Raw genomic sequence first — 16,221 nt, 5'->3', positions numbered from 1 at the left:
GATCGTCAGCATCGTCATTGAGGTTCTCTATGAAATACTGGTTACGACAAATGATTCCCTTTGTTCTCCTCCTCTCCGCCTGCTCGTCGGACCCTTTTCCCGACTGCTGCATCAGTCAGGGGGATGAACGGGACGCCCCTTTCAGCACGACCTATCTCTTTCAGTTCAAGACCGGCTCCAGCGACATCGTGGCGCCCGATCCGGCCCAATTTCTCCGGATCATCACACAGGCCGATATCTTGACCTTAAAGAATTCCGCCTCGACCAACCAGCTGAACCAAAACGGACTGATCAGCGGGGTGATTCAGGGCCCGCAGGGTCCTGCGAGTGAAGCGGCGCTTCAAGTGACCGACGCGGAAGGGAATGTCATCGGACGGATCGGCGGAGAGGACCGAAATCTTTATTACAACAGTCTGGGACGGGTCCCCGATTTCATTGTCGACCAAGGGACCTCGTCGGAAGGGACCTTTACCCTCTTCAACGCGCCGCCGGGGGAGACCTTCTTCCAGTTGACCCGTGGGGGGCGCGGCAATGGCCGGATCACCTCCTTTGCGGGAGCGGTTTCCATCGGTCAGATCGACGTTCTTCCGGTCTTTCCCGCCCGAATCGGGGTCCTCGGATCGGTGGTCGAGCCGGTGACCGGGGCCAACATCGCCGGCGCCGCGGCCTCCTTCTTCGGAAGGGAGAGCATCGAAAAATCGAATGACGCCGGGATCGTTCTCCTTTCGGCGGACCAGGGCCTTCCGACCAATGGCGACTTTCTCGTCCGCCTCTCGGCCCCCGGCTATCGCGAGACAGTTCATCGCTTCGCCACCCCGATGGATGCGGTCAATAGCCGGCAGCAGGCCTTCGATCCCCTCACCGACGACAACATGAAGCTCTATTCGGAAGGAACCTTGCAGGGCTTGGCGAAGAGCGCCGGTGTTCCACTCCTTGCGACGACGAACGTGATCGTCGGACGGATCGACCCCGGCCAATCGGGGGTGGTGATCACGCCGACCGGCACCGATCCATCCTCCCTCGGGAAGGTTTTCTACTTCGACACGACCGGAAAGCTCGATCCGACCTTGACGGCGACGACCGATCAATCGGGCTTCATTCTCTTTCCAAATTGTGCGTCAAACCCCGGAGGAGCCCTTTTTCTCAACGCGGCGGGAATCTCCATCGATCCGGACAAACAGACCAAGGTCTTCTCCACCGGCCGGACGGTCGTCTACTGCCGGCCCGGCGGCGCCTTCGTTCAGACGATTATTATGGGCCCGCTCGCCGCAGGATCGGCCTCCTTTACCGTCCCGGTGAATGGGACGGTCACAGACGAGGGATCTCAGACGGTCAAAGACGCAGGAATTCAGCTGATCGGGTCGGCCCTGTTTCTCAATCTCTCCGGGGACAATGGTCTATTCACGATTCAACCGACCCTCTCCGAAGACCCCACCGCGATCGCACCGCTCCTGGGCAACAGCAATTACACGGTGAAAGTGTCCAAAGACACCTATCTTCCGACCTATCAGCCACTCTCCACCGGGCCGGCGGGCGGAAAGCGCGATCTGCTCCTCCTCACGGCCGCCGGCGCCGCACGGCTCTGTCCACCGGCGGGTCGAGGGATGCTCTATGGAACGGTCCACGATCTCGGCCTGATTGATCCAACGAAGCAGGGCCGGGCCACAGCGGGAATCTCCCTCGCCGCCTTCAAAGAGAGCGGAGAAGGGGTGGGGCGGGTGGTCTATCTCGATCTGGCTGGAAACCCGATCGCAGGGACGACGACCTCCGACGGCGGCCGGTATGTCGTCTGCGATCTCCCGGTTTCTGCAAATACGCCCACCCTCTTTCAGCTCAGGGTGACCTCTCCTGAAGATTCGGGCGCTTTTCTGACCACCGTCTATCCCGATGGTGCCACCCTTTTGGATCCTGTCGTCAACAAAGCCTTGCCGAGTCAGATTTCGGTGACCGGCGGCGTCCAGAGCCTGGCCGGGCCGGAAGGGGCGGCAGCGGTCGGCGATGTTCGAATCTCGGTTCTTGGAAAGGGGCCTCAACTCACCACCGATCCCGCCGGAAAGTTTGCCCTCTCACTTGAAAGCAACAGTAAATTTATCCTCCGCGCCGAGCGGGATGGATACCTCCCGGCCTATAACTATCAGGTCGAGACCCACGCAAGGAGCGGCGTCGGGGTCCAAGCCCCCCTCTGGACGCTGTCCCAGGGTGATCTCACAGCGTTGGCCCAACAGGCCGGCCTCTCCCCCCCACTGCAGGGAGGAACCGTCGCCGGACAGGTGCTCGTTCCTGGATTTGAAACGAATGATCCGCCTAAATCGCCTTTTGCCACGCTCGATGCACCGGCGCAGTCCCTTCGAATCGGCTTCTTCAATGACGATGCCCAAATTGACCTTCTTGCCGTTTCATCGACCGGAACGGTCACGATCTTACATGGAACCGGCCCCGGAACGTTCTCCCCCGCTCCTCCTTTTCAATTGAAAGTCGGTACGGCGAATCTCCCTTCGGTTCAGGCAGCCGAAGTGGGAGATTACAATGGGGATGGCCAGGTCGACCTCATCATCCTCAGCAACAAGAAAATCTTTATCTTCCTGGGAGACCGCGCCGGCGGGTTCAATGCCGGGGCGGAGATTCCCCTTCCGGTGCCGAATACAGCCGCGGCATTCACCATCGCCGATATCACGGGGGATGGGTTCCTCGATATCTTGGTCGCAACCGAAGGGGATCCCTCGCTGGTCCGGCTCCTCAATCGGGGGGATGGATCGTTTGAACTCTTTCGGGCCGCATCCGGTGTCTTAGATCCGACGGGAACCTGCGGAGCGACTCCCAATGGCATTGCCGTTCGACAGGTCGGGCTTTCGATCGTCGATGTCATTATCTCCGATCCGGTCAAAGGGCTCTGCGATCTGACATTCAATGCCGACGGCGCGGCACTCGCCCCGAAATACCTTACCCTTCCGACTCCGGCCACTTACAAAGGGGTCAAAGCGGTCTTTCTTGATTCGGATGAGATCCCCGATCTCATTGCGCTTCACAGCGGCGGAGGGGCTTTTTTTCTCGGTCCTCCTCCGAATGATCCAACCGGAACATTACAGCCGGCGTTTGACCTTCCTGCCGGGTTTGATCCGGTCGATATGGTGGCGACCGACGTCAATCGAGATAAACGGATTGATCTGATATTGGCCGGGGCCGGAGGCGCCTATTTTCTCTCCGGTAACGGGAATGGGACCTTCGGAGGAGGAAAGCGGCTCTCCACCGCTCCGAGTGGGCGGCTGGCGGCAGGAGATATCGATGACGATGGAAGGAGCGACCTGATTTTTGCGGGAACCGACAAGTCGCTTCGCCTCCTTCTCGGAGCGGACCAACCGCAGGCAGGGGTTCGGATGGAGGCGAGAAATACGGCGGGGGATCTGGTCGGCACGCCCGCTTATCTCAATTCAGCCGGCCAAATGGTGCCGGGGGCGACGGCGACCACCGACAGCGGCCGGTTTATTTTCTTTAACGTCCCGGAGGGATTCACCCACCTCAGCGTGGCCGAGGGGGGGTCGGGAAATGCGTTGGTCACCAGCCATGCGGGGGGGCTCTCTTACACCCACCTGAATGTAAACCCGATCCCGCCGACCACGGTGCTGCTGGCCGGACAGGTGATTAATCCGACCGCCGGAGATTTAGCAGGGATTTCCGTGGTTGGGATTAAGATCAACTCGGTCGGAACACCCGCGGCGACGGTCTCCGGAGACAATGGAAACTACCAATTCCGTCTGGAGGCAAACAGCGAGCATCTCCTTAAGCTCGACCCGTGACGGCCCGGAGAATCGGCTCGCATGCCTTGGAAGACAACCTATTTTTGTTTTTGAGCGACGATGAGGATTTGATTGCAGAGATGATTGAGGGGGAAGAAATCGAGTTTGCGGCCCAGCGCATAGCCGATTTTTTTATTGGCTCGGGCCACACGCGCGAGCCCCGGCAGCATGATACCGACTTTCTTCACAATTGTCATCCCCTCAAATAAGGCTTTGACCTGCTTGGGCCAGATCACTAGATGATCGCGTCGAATGGCCCAGAGAAGCACTCCGGCAAAGGGGCTGTTGAACTCCACGATGAAGCGCCCTCCGGGCTTTAAGATCCGCTGTACTTCCTGTAGAATCGCGCGCTGCATCTGATGGGGGAGGATGTGGAAGAAGCGGATGGAGACGACTTTGTCAAAGCTGTTGTCTTTATACGGTAGATGCAGGGCATTGGCCAGATGAAAACAGAGCCCCCGGACCTGCTTCTCTTCGGCTTTCCGGGGCATCCAGTAAATCAAAGATGATCTGGTTGGATAAATCAGCATAAAACCGCCCCGCTTCGTGCAAAAAACGCTTCTGATCATATACCCCAGCCTCTTTCGTGTAATCCGCTCGCTTGATGTCACTGTAAACTTCCATCTGCGGATCGACGGTACGCTCTATCCTCTCACTCTTCATCGGAAAGCTCCTATCTCAATCGTCTTCATTGCTTCAAACAAGGGTCGGCCTACGATAGTGTTAGAATAACATTTCTTTTCTTTCGGAAGAAAGCGTAAATGTAAAAAGGCTTTTGAACAGATCGGAATTTAGAAAAAAGAGAGGACGCGGATCAGCGTTTCTCGGAGGTCTTTCCGTGGGACGATCATGTCGATCATTCCATGCTCTAAGAGAAATTCGGCCCGCTGGAATCCTTCAGGAAGCTGCTGTTTGATCGTCTTTTCAATGACCCGTGGGCCGGCAAACCCAATGAGCGATTTTGGCTCGGCGATGATGATATCTCCGAGCATTGCAAAGCTTGCGGTGACCCCGCCAAAGGTCGGGTCGGTCAGAATGGAAATATAAGGAACCTTTTCATCCTGAAGGCGTGCGATGGCGGCGCTCGTCTTCGCCATCTGCATCAAAGAGAGGATTCCCTCCTGCATCCGGGCACCGCCGGAGGCGGAGAAGAAGACCAACGGAAAATGTTTTTCCTTGGCCCGCTCGATGCCGCGCGTCAACTTCTCTCCGACGACTGACCCCATGCTCCCCGCCATAAAACCAAAGTTCAAAACGCCGAGGATAATGGGGCGATGGTTGATCTGCGCCTCTCCAATGACCAGCGCATCGGGCTGGCCGGTCTTTTCTTGATTTGCCTTGAGGCGGTCTTTGTATTTTGCAGAGTCTTTGAAATTGAGCGGATCGAGCGGAGCGAGTGAAGCGTCCGACTCGGTGAAGCTCCCCTCGTCGGCCACCATCGCAATCCGCTCCTCAACGGAGATCGGAAAGTGGTAATCGCATTTAGGGCAGACCTTGGCATTTCGCTCAAGCTCTTTGCGATAAATAATCTCACGGCAGTTGTTGCATTTGACCCAGAGCCCCTCCGGGATCTTGATCTTTTTGGTCTCTCCAGGCTGCCGCTCTTTTTTAAACCAGGCCATCGGGTCCCTATTCTAACAGAATTCAAAAAAGGAGCCAGAAACCGGAAGGTTTAACACCTTTATCCTGGATTCTGGCTCCTTAAATCCGAACGTCTGAAATTTATTTACGTTCCCATCTCCCAGGAGGCGAGGTACTTTTCCTGCTCTTTGGTCAGCTTGTCGATTTTTACGCCCATCCCCTCCAGCTTCAGACGGGCGATCTCGGTATCGATCTTCTGAGGGACCGGGTAAACCTTCTTTTCCAGGTTCTTGGAGTTTTGAACGAGATATTCCGCGGAGAGCGCCTGGTTCGCGAAGCTCATATCCATCACGCTGGAAGGATGCCCTTCGGCCGAGGCGAGATTGATCAAACGTCCTTCGCCGAGGAGATTGATCTTGCGCCCGTCGGAGAGGGTATACTCGTCGACGAATTCCCGGATCATCCGCTTCCGTTTGGAGAGCTTTTCGAGGGCCGGGATGTCGATCTCGACGTTAAAGTGACCCGAGTTGCAGACGATCGCACCGTCCTTCATCACTTCAAAATGCTCTTTCCGGACGACTTTGATATCACCGGTGACGGTGATGAAGAAGTCGCCGATCTTCGCCGCTTCGGACATCGGCATCACCCGATAGCCGTCCATCACCGCTTCGATCGCCTTCAACGGATCGATCTCGGTAACGATGACGTTTCCCCCCATTCCGGCCGCCCGCATTGCGATCCCGCGGCCGCACCAGCCGTAGCCGACGACGACCACGACCGAGCCGGCGACCATCCGGTTGGTGGCGCGAAGAACGCCGTCCATCGTGCTCTGGCCGGTTCCATAGCGGTTGTCGAAGAAATGCTTGGTGCTGGCATCGTTCACCGAAATGACCGGAAATTTCAAAACCCCCTTCGCCGCCATGCTTCGCAGGCGGATGACGCCGGTGGTCGTCTCTTCGGTTCCCCCGATGAGGTTAGGGATCAACTGCTTCTGCTCCGAGAGGATGGTGGAGACGAGGTCGGCGCCATCGTCCATCGTGATCATCGGCTTGTGCGCCAATGCCGATTGGATATGCTGATAGTAGGTCTTGTTGTCCTCCCCCTTGATGGCAAAGGTGGCGATCTGATAATGATCGACCAGCGTCGCGGCGACGTCATCCTGCGTCGAAAGGGGATTGGATGCGCAGAGGACCACATCGGCCCCGCCCGTTTTGAGGGTGTCCATCAGGTTTGCGGTCTCAGTCGTCACGTGAAGACAGGCGGAGATGCGGACACCGGCGAGCGGTTTTTCTTTTTTGAACCGCTTTTTGATCAGGCGGAGGACCGGCATGCTCTGCTCGGCCCACTCCATCCGCAGCTTTCCTTTTTCACTTAATTTCATATCTTTAATATCGTAGTCCATTCCTTCTCCATTACATGCTAAAGGTTGAATTTAAAACGTGCCTGGCCCCGGACAAAACCGAAGCCAAATGATCAGATTCAAAAACCGATTGCGAACCCCGGGCAAAACCGGCTTATATGCCGGCCGCCTTCTTCAGCGCTGCGGCCAAATCGGTCGCCTCCCAGGTAAAATCAGGATCGTTCCGTCCAAAATGACCATATGCGGCGGTCTTCTTATAAATGGGCCGACGGAGTTTCAAATGTTCAATGATCCCCCGCGGCGTCATCGGAAAGTGGTCGCGGACCAGTTTGACCAGCTTGTCTTGAGAGATTTTGCTGGTCTGTTTGGTGTCGACCAAAATGGAGACCGGATCGGCGACGCCGATTGCGTATGCCAGCTGGACCTCACAACGCTCCGCAATTCCGGCGGCGACGAGGTTCTTCGCAATATATCGGGCCATATAAGAGGCTGACCGGTCGACCTTGGAGGGATCTTTTCCGGAGAAAGCGCCTCCACCATGGCTTCCGACCCCGCCATAGGTATCGACGATGATCTTTCGACCGGTCAGACCGGTATCTCCCTGGGGTCCGCCGATGACAAAACGGCCGGTCGGATTGATATGATAAATGATGTTCTCGTCATCGAGCAGCTCAGGCGGAATCACCGGCTTGACCACCTTCTCAATGACATCCTCCCGAAGCTCTTTTAGGGTAATGTCGGGGCTGTGCTGGGTCGAGACAACAATGGTCGAGACACGGACCGGCTTCCCGTCTCGGTATTCGACGGTGACCTGAGATTTGCCGTCGGGACGGAGATAGGGGAGAATATCACCCTTCCGCATATCTGTCAGCCGCTTCGTAATCTTATGAGCCAAAAGGATCGGCATCGGCATCAATTCCGGTGTCTCATTGGTCGCGTAGCCAAACATTAAGCCCTGATCGCCGGCCCCCCCGGTATCGACCCCCATGGCAATGTCGGGGGACTGGTTATGAATCGAGGTAATCACCGCGCAGGTCTCGTAGTCAAACCCGTACTTTGCCCGGGTATATCCGACCTGCTTGATCGTCTCGCGGACGATATCGGGAATTTCAACATAGCAGGAGGTGGTAATTTCCCCGGCGACGAAGGCCAAACCGGTGGTAACGATCGCTTCACAAGCAACCCGGCAGGTCGGGTCTTGTCCGATGATCGCATCTAAAACGGAATCTGAAATCTGGTCTGCAATCTTGTCCGGATGCCCCTCGGTCACCGACTCGGACGTGAAAAGAAAATTCAAACGATTCATACTGTTCCTCCTTAATGCGAGGCCCTCTACGTCGGCCTGCAACCTCTCTATTTAAATGTGTCTTAAATCCGTCCTGTTCAGCTGCTCCCGCACTGACCGAACCGCGGAGGGATAAAATTGGTTGATTATAACTTAGAATCGGTTCTGGAATCAAAAGCTTTCTTATTAATTTTGACCCGAGAAGCCATTTTTCTATTAATAAAGAAAAGGGGTGGATACAGATTGCTGTATCCACCCCTTTTTATTTCAACGGGAAATGCCCTTTAGGCGTTCTCTCTTTTTCTCTTACGGGCACTATACAAAACACATCCTTCAAGGATCACGACGATACCCGCGATGATTGGAGGAATGACATAGACCTTACCTGGAACTGGAGGTTCCAGCATCAGGTAGTAATAGGTCGAAAGCGCCATCTTACCAGCGAATTCACCGGCATCGCCATCCCAGGCAAAGAAGACCATCGGAATATTCTTCCCCATCTCAAGCTGGGCATCATGTTCCTTGTCTGCAGTCGTGAGAGACCGCTTCAAGATCAACTGCCACCGGCCATTGTTCCACTTCGCCCCATCGACACGGACATTCTTATTCCCTTCCTTGACCTTAACACTATCAATTCCATGGCCTTCGTACTCTTTTGTGGAACCGTCGGATTCCCACTTCCAAAGATCGACACCTCTTTTAACGTCACCATGAATAAAATAAGGCTTCTCAGGAGAGGGTAGCTCCTGCCACTTCTCAGCGAACTGGATGGCAACGCCGTCATTATAAACCCCTTTGGACGGGGGATTGACATCCTTTAGTGGTCCCGCTTCCGTATCATTCTCATGGGTATATTCCGTTGTATTAATCGCGGGGAATGAGGCGGATGAAATCGCCGTCATATCATAAACCGCTTGTTTATTCTCATCGCGATGACTCTCCGTCCGATCGTCCCACTCAACGAGGATCGCAACTTCCTTATTATTGAAGAGCGATCTAACTCGAAGATCATCGACCGTTCTCAAAAAGTGCCGAGGCGGCTGGATGATTTGGCTCGCCATCCCGATAATCTGGGGAGGAAGCGGCTCCCACCGCTTATCGTTTGGATCGCTCGGAAGCTCCCCTTCCTTAAGGAACTTCGATTTAATGACGAACTGAATCGCTGGCTTATTGGTCGAGGGATCGATCGGAAATTTTTGAGAGAGAGACATCACGAAGTTAGCCACATGCCATCGCTCTTCCGGGGTCAATTCATCGGCAAAAGAAGGCATCGGCGTTCCATTCAAGCCTGTGGAAATCTCACGGAAGATATTCTTTGGATTATATGGATCTCTTCTATTTCCTCTAAGATTCCAGGGTTTCTGAAGGTCGGCCGGAAAGATCGGAAAACCCCAGTCGTCGCGTTGGGTTAAGTTTCCATTCCCTCTTCCCTCGACGCCATGGCATTCCACACATTTTGCCTTGGTCATAAAAATTTCTCGGCCTTTCTTGATACTATCTTCCGAGGAAGCAATCTGCTTACCGTAATCAATTACATTTAAAGCTTCATCTTTATCGTCAAACTTCCGGTCCTTCACAAGCTCAGTTTTAACGAATGAGATGACTTGCCTTCTCTCCTTGTCTGAGAGAATCTCGCCCCAAGGCGGCATCACGGACCCAGGGAGTCCGTGTGTTACCGTATTAAAGAGATCCTCATCGGTCGGCAGTTCGCCACTGGCAGTGTGCCGAATCTTAAAGGTCCCTTGGTTGAAATTACGCGGTTTCGGATGGAGGCGGATGGCCGATGGTCCATCCCCAGCGCCATCCGGACCGTGACACCAAACACACTTTCTAAAATAGACCGCTTTGCCTGCTTCAACATCTTCTTTGCTCGGAGGCGTCGGTCGATACTTTCCAGGCTTTGGTTCTAACGCTTCAGCCGATACCTTGCCGGTCCAGAACATCCCCCCCGACGAGAGCAATAGCGCGAGTGCGCCAGCAGCGAGCCCTTTAAGCATCAGCTGCCTTTTATCTGCATTAATAAGTTGTTCCCTCATTTTTCACAGTCCCCCTTAATTAGAACGATTGGGAATAACCCGTTTCTCAGTTCAATTTAGCCTTAATCCCATGTTCTCGGGAAGAAACCAGTGTGCCAATACTCAAAGAGAATGACCCGCCAAATTTCATTTGTGGTCAGATGCTTTTCCCAGGGCGGCATGGCTGATGCCCATGGAAATCCTTCTCTCGATAGCCCAGGTCCTCCCTTAGATACACGCCAGAATACGAACGTTTCCTGAAGCTGCGAAATCGTTCCAGGATCGGCGAAATTTGCTGGAATCGGATTGAAGGCGAACGCGAAAGGTCCTTTGCCGTCAAGGTTGTCGCCATGGCAGAAGAAACATCCCGCTGTACCAAAGAAGACGATACCCCCATCTCTTACATTCTGAAGATATTTGGGAGCATCAGTCGCCCATGGATTTTTTCCAAAATAGGCGCTTTCCAAGCCGACCTTCAGATACTTTCCCGAATCATCAATTCGATATGGGTTTTCAGCCGTCTGAAGATTGAGAATCTTATCATGAACGTTGATGCTCGCTGGGGGAGCTGGATGAACAGTTCTCAGCTCGACAGGCTCCTCAAACTTTGGGAGCATTTTATTGTAAGTGCCGTAGGCCAATAGCACCGGAACGGCCGCAAAAGTAATATAGCGGGACATTTTTGCCTTTCCGCTATCCTCCTGCAGCATGAATACAATCGGCTTGCTGAACTCTTCCCAATTGGGCTGAGTGATAGTAATGTAGAGAAGAACACCAATTGTCACAACCGTCATATAAATCGCGAGCAAGGAGAACGGAATCGGCGGCTGTAAAATCACCCGGAAAATAATAAAGGCTGTTATCCAGATTAAGGGGGCCTGAAGCAACTTTGGGAATGGAAACCCGAGCTTGTCCTTAATCAGCCAAGCAAGAAAAATAACCCCAATGCCGAGTCCCATCTCAATGATGAGCGCGAACTTCCCCGCATCCATCCACTCGACTCCCCCTCCGCTGGCCCAAGCAAGCATCGGCAGGGCCAGGACGGTGAAGAGGACTTGCAAAATAAGAGAAGTACCTCTCTGCTTTAACATAAAATGCGCTCCTCCCTTCCTCACACTTTTCATTTAAAGTTTTCCTCCGGCATTTTCTCCGGAGATGGAGGCGTGCCTCCCATCCGATTTGGGTGTCGTCGCATTAGCGATTGCTTTTTGCTCGGGCGAGGAGAGATCCGCCTTTTTCAAGGGGCCCTCTTTCTCATTTGGCAGCCGATCAAGATTTTGCTTAATCGCTTCAGCAGCATCCTGCTGAAGAAGGTAATCCACCAACTTGTCGAGCCCCGCGACGGTAAATTTATGAGAGAAGTCTTTGATCATGTCATCCGCAAATCCGGGGACGATAAAGGCTCCCGGATTCATGATGGACTCGATCACATATTCTCTCGGGGTTGTCGCGTGCGCCTTCCCCTCTTTCACCGCCTTCTGATATTCGGGCGATTTGATGCGGTTGGGAGCATTGGTCTTCTCGATCAATAAGGGTCCAATCATACCGGTCTTGGCAATCGAAATCCCCGGAATCTTATGGCAGGCGAAGCAGGTCATCTTCTGGACAATCTGCTCCGGAGTATCACTGTCGAGAGCGACCGGAGGACCGGCCGGGGCTGCTTTGGCTTCTCCCTCTTTGGAACCTGTGTCCGCCTTCAACGGCTTACCCCAATAAGACTCCCAAGAGGCCTTTGCAGTCCATTTGGTGAAATCGCCGTCGTCTTTCGTCTGAAGAAATGACACCACGGAGACAATTTCAGTATCGGTCAGCTGAATGGGCGGCTTGTTGATGATCGGCATCGGGCTCTCTGTATCGTTCGTCCCTTTGATACCAAAGCCTTCCACCACGTAGCAGTTCGGGCAGTATTCAGATTCGACAAGGTACTCGCCGCCTTTCGTGGCGTGCGGCTTAACCCCGCTGTTCGGCTCGCCATTCGCAAGTCGGGAAGCGAATGTTTTGTACCGATCTTCTTTTACCCGATTGTTGGAGCGTCCCTCTTCACCGATCAGAACCGGGCAGCGATCCGCCTTCTGTTCTTGGAAGAACATATGACAGAGAGGACATTGCCCTTTTCCAATCGGGACACCTCCTCCTCCAAAACTGGGGTTCGCCGTTCCGAACACAATCATTTTCCCCATTTCCGCCAATTTCTCAGGTGTGACGGAGGCGAGGTCGACTGCTTGCGCCGCCTCGGGAGCGTCTCCACGAATCTGGGGCAACCAGACAGAAATTCCCGCAAAAATAGATAAGATGAAGATATACCAAAGTGCTACTCTAAAGATCGTCCCACCACTATCTTTTGCCTTATTCATCCTCTTCTCTTACCCCCCGATAGTGGGGAGGAACCTTGCGGTTCTCTCCCCATTAAGAGAATTTAATGGCTCCCCGCCGGAAGTGTCGCTTTTCCGACGCCCACTTCTTCTTCCCTGACAGGCGCTTTTTTCGCTGAAAGAGCACCCAGCCAGAAGACGAAGAGCAGCATCGTCCAGAAGAGAAGCACATTCATTGAGTTCATGTTGCCCGCATAACCGACTGGATTGGTGAATGCCCAGGGAGAATTGTCCCGAAGAATCTCATTCACATGCCAATGAAGACGGACGGAAGAGCGAAGATATCCCATCACCGCCATCGTCCATGTAAACGACACGGCCAAGCAGAAGAGCGCATAGGAACCTCTTGGCGACATCTGTCCCCATCGGACCTCTCCAAGCTGTCTTGCCCCCTTCATCATCATCGTATTAATCGTGACTCCGACAAAAAGAGTGGTCAGCGTCGAGCAGACCTGAGGAACGGAAAGGCCGATACGGACGTTGGCCGGGATGAAGTAGCCATAGATTCCCAAAAAGACAATATTCACTGCCGCGCCAGTAAAGAGCGCACCAAGGAATGCATTCCCTGCCGCGGCCCACTTCACAGTAGGTACTTTGTTGCACCGCTGATAGATACAGAAACAGAACACCGTCGTCGTGATCATGATATTGACGGCGGTATTTTTTGCCGACATCACGCCGTAGTTCCCAACGATTGGATGCTGCGCCCCTCCCATCGCTTTAAGCTCAGCGGGGGTCATCACCAGGGTATGCGGCGTCAACCAGGAGATGGTTGCCACAATCAATACTAGGAGCATATATTTAAAGAGGCGATAATACCGCTCTGCGCCGGGCATTCTCCCCATCGCCTGCCAGAGATAGTAGTTGGTGGTTACGAAAAGAATTGCGATCATCATCGCCTGCATGATGAACACCCAGGCCAGGAGACCGCCCATCAACGTAATTCCCATCTGCTGCCGATAGCCATAGACTTCTCTCATCAGCCAATATCCGGCGAATGGGAGCGGAATTAGGTTGAGGATTCCCATAAACATGGCGACGTAGCTCATCCAGTCATAATGAGCTTTCTCTTCCGGAGTCTTCGCAGCCAAGAAACGATAGGAGGCATAAGCGGCAACGACTCCCCCTCCAAATGCAGCATTCCCCAGAATTCGATGGACATTTAGAGGGTGCCAAAGGGCTGTATGAACCGATTTCCAAATGTCACCTAAGAAGCGGCCCTGCTCATCAACCCCGGCCGGAGACATCATGAATCCGATCCATGAATTGGCGAAGAACATCAGAATGATGCCGATCGTGTTGAGGAGAAAAGCGATTGACAGATGGCACCATTTAAGAAAACCGCCATCATTCATTCCATCCCAGCCATAGTAGTAGATATATAAGGTTCCGCTCTCCAGAATAAAGAGAAGAGCATAGACGTGCATGATCGGCTTAAAGATTCTTGACAGGTACCCAAAGAACCCCGGGTAAAGAGCCAAGAAGGTGAAGATGAGTATCCCTCCGAGAACCGCTGTAATGGAATAAGCGGTCAAACTGATCTTCATCATCTCGTGGGCCATATCATCATATTTTTTAGCCATTAACTTGTCTTTTTGCAGCATTCCGACTAACTCCATGACGAACACGAACATCGGAACGGCAAGAACAAAGCTGCCGAAATAGAGATGCTGCTGATTGGCGACCCAGAGGATGGTACGGCTCTGGAAAGTTCCATAGGTTCCATAGTCATCGGGATATTTCAGCTTTGGAGCTGGAGGACCCGAGACAATTCCAAATTCACCAGGCCCCTTATAATAGACGTCCTTTGCCTTCTCAACCTTTTTTTCCGCCGGAGCGCTTTCCTGCTTTGCTTCTTCGGCTCCAGCTTGCATTGGGATAAAGGGGAGGAGGAGGAGCAAGCCTATCACACCCAGAAGGACGACTGCTCCAATCTTTGCCTTTCTAGGATCGTTAAAGCTGCGCATTTTAATACCTCCTTAAAGAGATGATTAAGATGTGAATACTTAAAACAAATGGGCAGGGAAGACGAACCCAAACCCTTTTACATTAGGAAAACAAACAAGTTTATTTATATGGGAACGGGAGATTCTGCATCGGCCCCATCATAACCCAGTCGAGAAAAAAGTAGTAACCTGCAGCCACGGCCAAAAATACGACATACAGAACCATCGTTTTTCCTGTCCCGCTTCCACTTGCGTCCTGATTCGCCATTTTTAAAACTCCATCATTATAATAATGGTAGGAACTTCGTTAAGAAAAAAAAGCATGCCTAACATTTTGACCTGAATTTAGTGCGTGAAGCCGGGAGGTGGAGCAGAGATATACCAGATAATGCCAGAACAAAGAATCATCGTAATAAAAAATATAATTTTCCCAACTGTTTGGCCTTGTTTTTGATCCATTTTCACCCCCTCAGGAATAATGGCTCTCAGTAATCTGGTAAGAAAATTGACCGGGACTATATACCAAAAAATAAAGGTTGTCAAGAAAAAAGTAAAACTTCAAAACTCATAAATTAGCTCGTATAGGCATCGTGCCACCGACTCTATAATATCGTCATAGCACCCGATATCGTAGCACCAGATTCTCTCCAGCAAATTAAAATGGGGGCACTCTCACCAGAACTTCTCAAAGACTTAGAATTACTTTATATCGCGGAAAAAATGTTTCATACATTTAGTAATAGCGAATACAATATAATAGGATAAAAAGCATACATTAACGGACGCTACCTGTATAAGCTTCAAATTTCCAGTGTTACACCAAAAAACTTGACTCTTTTCCAAATCCTGTGGTACTGTAATTTCGCTTCAATATAAACGATGGAGCCAACAGAGTGGATACCAAGGAGCGCCATAAAGATCCCCAGATTTTCAATATGATTGTGATTGTCGGGTTGATTTTTAATGCCCTCATCGCAATCTTTCTTGTCCTATATTGGCTCAATCTTCTTTAACCGTACTTCAGGTGTTTATCCCTTAATCGACTGAGCACACCGGAACCCCACTGTTGTATCACGATAATCCGGAAACATCTTCATGCGCGCCGTCGTCGTCCCAGAGATAGGAGAATCGTTCCAGGAACCCCCTCGCATCGATTTCATCTCTCCCTGATCGGGACCCTTCGGATTTCGAGCGGGCGAATGCCGATAATACTGCTCTTCATACCAATCCCCGACCCACTCCCGCACATTCCCGGCGACATCATAGAGCCCGTAGGAACTTTTATCATTCTCAAATGAACCGACCACGGATGTGTAATGGACCGGGTCGCCGTCTCCGAGAAAGTTGGCAAATACCGGCTTCGAGTCTTTTCCCCAAGGCCAAGGGCTTCCATCGACGCCTCTGGCCGCTTTTTCCCACTCTGCCTCTGTCGGAAGCCGTTCTCCCCGCCAACGGCAGTATTCGTCGGCATCCTCCCAGGTGACATAGATGACTGGCTGGTTTTGGTCGTTAAAATAGTTGATGTTTTTGACATAGCGGGAGAGCGGGGAGCGGTGGTTGGTTGCCTTCACAAACTCGGCATAATACGCCTGTGTCACCTCATATTGATTGATCTTAAATGCATCGACATAAACCCGGTGTATTGGCTTCTCGTCGAAGCCCCCTTCCTCGCTCCCCATTGTGAATTCCCCGGCTGGAACTGGAACCATCGGGTTCTCCTTGGGAGGTCCTGAAGACTTGACCGTCTGGACGGGCGCGCCACCCTCTTCGTCTTTCGGCGTTGTAACCCGAATCGCGATAATTGCAACGAGACAGAGAAACCCAACAAAAGCAATCCAAGCCCTGATAAAGATCTTGTCCATAGATTT

General features: G+C 52.7%; 11 protein-coding genes. 1 reads left to right on the top strand and 10 read right to left on the bottom strand.

The window, feature by feature from the left end; all coding sequences use genetic code 11:
• The first annotated feature begins 29 nt into the window (after positions 1 to 29).
• Complete coding sequence (locus HY282_11820; protein MBI3804437.1) at positions 30 to 3,794, top strand: VCBS repeat-containing protein; 3,765 nt, start codon at positions 30 to 32, stop codon at positions 3,792 to 3,794.
• A gap of 38 nt (positions 3,795 to 3,832) precedes the next feature.
• Here the strand turns inward: HY282_11820 and HY282_11815 are convergent, their stop codons facing one another.
• The 10 genes from HY282_11815 to HY282_11770 form a co-directional block, all read right to left on the bottom strand.
• The gene (locus HY282_11815; GenBank protein MBI3804436.1) at positions 3,833 to 4,285 is read right to left on the bottom strand and encodes a class I SAM-dependent methyltransferase; all 453 of its coding nucleotides are present in this window, start codon (positions 4,283 to 4,285) and stop codon (positions 3,833 to 3,835) included.
• Positions 4,209 to 4,457, bottom strand: a complete 249-nt coding sequence (locus HY282_11810) for a hypothetical protein (protein MBI3804435.1) — start codon at positions 4,455 to 4,457, stop codon at positions 4,209 to 4,211. Before HY282_11810 ends, HY282_11815 begins: the two co-directional genes overlap by 77 nt.
• Positions 4,458 to 4,585: 128 nt before the next feature.
• Positions 4,586 to 5,416, bottom strand: a complete 831-nt coding sequence (locus HY282_11805; protein ID MBI3804434.1) for an acetyl-CoA carboxylase carboxyltransferase subunit beta — start codon at positions 5,414 to 5,416, stop codon at positions 4,586 to 4,588.
• 104 nt (positions 5,417 to 5,520) lie between these two features.
• Entirely contained in the window at positions 5,521 to 6,777 is a 1,257-nt protein-coding gene (locus HY282_11800; protein ID MBI3804433.1) for an adenosylhomocysteinase, read from the bottom strand.
• A 112-nt stretch (positions 6,778 to 6,889) separates the two neighbouring features.
• Positions 6,890 to 8,041 (bottom strand): methionine adenosyltransferase, encoded by a 1,152-nt coding sequence (locus HY282_11795; protein MBI3804432.1) that lies wholly within the window; start codon positions 8,039 to 8,041, stop codon positions 6,890 to 6,892.
• Positions 8,042 to 8,304: 263 nt separating this feature from the next.
• On the bottom strand, positions 8,305 to 10,056 hold the full coding sequence (locus HY282_11790; protein MBI3804431.1) for a c-type cytochrome: 1,752 nt from the start codon (positions 10,054 to 10,056) through the stop codon (positions 8,305 to 8,307).
• A 62-nt stretch (positions 10,057 to 10,118) separates the two neighbouring features.
• A complete protein-coding gene (locus tag HY282_11785) occupies positions 10,119 to 11,126 on the bottom strand; it encodes a cytochrome c (GenBank protein ID MBI3804430.1) in 1,008 nt (335 codons plus the stop codon).
• Positions 11,127 to 11,159: 33 nt separating this feature from the next.
• Complete coding sequence (locus HY282_11780; GenBank protein ID MBI3804429.1) at positions 11,160 to 12,389, bottom strand: hypothetical protein; 1,230 nt, start codon at positions 12,387 to 12,389, stop codon at positions 11,160 to 11,162.
• Positions 12,390 to 12,451: 62 nt separating this feature from the next.
• On the bottom strand, positions 12,452 to 14,374 hold the full coding sequence (locus tag HY282_11775) for a cytochrome ubiquinol oxidase subunit I (protein ID MBI3804428.1): 1,923 nt from the start codon (positions 14,372 to 14,374) through the stop codon (positions 12,452 to 12,454).
• A 1,007-nt stretch (positions 14,375 to 15,381) separates the two neighbouring features.
• Entirely contained in the window at positions 15,382 to 16,062 is a 681-nt protein-coding gene (locus HY282_11770; protein MBI3804427.1) for an SUMF1/EgtB/PvdO family nonheme iron enzyme, read from the bottom strand.
• Between the last annotated feature and the right edge of the window lie 159 nt (positions 16,063 to 16,221).

Source organism: Candidatus Manganitrophaceae bacterium, from assembly GCA_016200325.1.
Lineage (GTDB): Bacteria > Nitrospirota > Nitrospiria > SBBL01 > Manganitrophaceae > Manganitrophus.
This window is presented reverse-complemented; position numbering and strand designations above follow the sequence as displayed.

Bases quoted from the DNA above. Each gene is read 5' to 3' on its own strand.
- HY282_11820 (MBI3804437.1), top strand. From the start codon at position 30: ATGAAATACTGGTTACGACAAATGATTCCCTTTGTTCTCCTCCTCTCC.
- HY282_11815 (MBI3804436.1), bottom strand. From the start codon at position 4,285: ATGCCCCGGAAAGCCGAAGAGAAGCAGGTCCGGGGGCTCTGTTTTCAT.
- HY282_11810 (MBI3804435.1), bottom strand. From the start codon at position 4,457: ATGAAGAGTGAGAGGATAGAGCGTACCGTCGATCCGCAGATGGAAGTT.
- HY282_11805 (MBI3804434.1), bottom strand. From the start codon at position 5,416: ATGGCCTGGTTTAAAAAAGAGCGGCAGCCTGGAGAGACCAAAAAGATC.
- HY282_11800 (MBI3804433.1), bottom strand. From the start codon at position 6,777: ATGGACTACGATATTAAAGATATGAAATTAAGTGAAAAAGGAAAGCTG.
- HY282_11795 (MBI3804432.1), bottom strand. From the start codon at position 8,041: ATGAATCGTTTGAATTTTCTTTTCACGTCCGAGTCGGTGACCGAGGGG.
- HY282_11790 (MBI3804431.1), bottom strand. From the start codon at position 10,056: ATGAGGGAACAACTTATTAATGCAGATAAAAGGCAGCTGATGCTTAAA.
- HY282_11785 (MBI3804430.1), bottom strand. From the start codon at position 11,126: ATGTTAAAGCAGAGAGGTACTTCTCTTATTTTGCAAGTCCTCTTCACC.
- HY282_11780 (MBI3804429.1), bottom strand. From the start codon at position 12,389: ATGAATAAGGCAAAAGATAGTGGTGGGACGATCTTTAGAGTAGCACTT.
- HY282_11775 (MBI3804428.1), bottom strand. From the start codon at position 14,374: ATGCGCAGCTTTAACGATCCTAGAAAGGCAAAGATTGGAGCAGTCGTC.
- HY282_11770 (MBI3804427.1), bottom strand. From the start codon at position 16,062: ATGGTTCCAGTTCCAGCCGGGGAATTCACAATGGGGAGCGAGGAAGGG.